The 551-nt window shown below is 44.6% G+C and carries 1 protein-coding gene; it reads right to left on the bottom strand.

Annotation, left to right across the window (positions count from 1 at the left end; translation table 11 throughout):
• A partial coding sequence (locus tag R7Z50_RS30120; RefSeq protein ID WP_318150101.1) for a hypothetical protein occupies window positions 1–551 on the bottom strand: 551 nt, incomplete at both ends.

Genomic DNA, 551 nt, shown 5'->3' with positions numbered 1-551 from the left:
CATGTCCTTTAGACAAATATGTCGGGCAAAGAGCTTCTCTTACGGTTTGCGACTCAATAATGTAATTCTCAAAGTTTGTTAGTGCGGTGTTAGCACACCTTTGTGTAGCAACCTCTTTCGCCAAAGCGAAGTTGGTATTATTTGGTCTGTCCAAGGTGTAGAGCAACGCATTTGCGACGTTTTCATCCGCACAGTAGTTCTCAGCTTGCTGCACTGCTGCTGCAAAAAAAGGAACCGACAGTGACTTCGAGACATTCTGGAAAACTTTGGTTCCTTCTTCGTAACTCACCTCAGCGCTTGGTGCCAAGGTATTAAGAAGCTGACCATAATTTTCCACACATCCCTCTATCGCATATTGAATACATGGTTGTGCTGCAGGCACCAGCTCTTTCGAGAACTGCTGAGTAAAACTCTTAGATTGAGAGAGAAATGGGTAAGATAGGATTAACTGCTGACCCAGACCAATCGCATCATCTTTTGCTCCAGATGCAACATAGTGTTCAAACGCTCCCAACGCCGCATTTTGAACTAGGCTTTCCCACTCGCTATTA

It is taken from the genome of Vibrio sp. 1249-1, assembly GCF_033340495.1.
The sequence above is the reverse complement of the archived record's forward strand: the minus strand, read 5'-3'. Positions and strand labels throughout refer to the sequence as shown.